General features: G+C 32.6%; 1 protein-coding gene. It reads right to left on the bottom strand.

Annotation, left to right across the window (positions count from 1 at the left end; all coding sequences use genetic code 11):
* Positions 1–32: 32 nt before the first annotated feature.
* Positions 33–314: a hypothetical protein gene (locus tag LOK41_RS28715; RefSeq protein WP_481748851.1), complete on the bottom strand. Its 282-nt coding sequence runs from the start codon at positions 312–314 to the stop codon at positions 33–35.
* Positions 315–350: the final 36 nt, after the last annotated feature.

Below are 350 nucleotides of genomic sequence, written 5' to 3'. Positions count from 1 at the left end.
TCAAATAACGCTTTTGTTAAGAATTAAGGGCTTTATTCGCCCCAACTCGCCTTATAAATTTCACCTGTTTCAATGTTCTGTAGACTGCGATATTTTTCTCCATCAATAACTCTTAATCCATATTTTTTTAACATCTCTTCATTGTCTTCGTTGTCTAGCTGACCTGAAAAGATCATTTCATCCGATTCCTTTTCATACACATCAAATTCGTAATTCCAAGCATAGTATATTGCTTCTACAACATCTTCCTTTGGAATGATGTAAAAGCAACCTTCATCCCAATCCCACATTTTAAATTTGTACTTATTCTCCAAACAAACCATCTCCTTATTTAATAAAATTCAAATTTG

This window comes from Bacillus sp. TL12 (genome assembly GCF_022625245.1).
Lineage (GTDB): Bacteria > Bacillota > Bacilli > Bacillales > Bacillaceae_G > Bacillus_A.
Note: the sequence above shows the minus strand (reverse complement) of the source record. Positions and strands in the feature narration are given on the sequence as shown.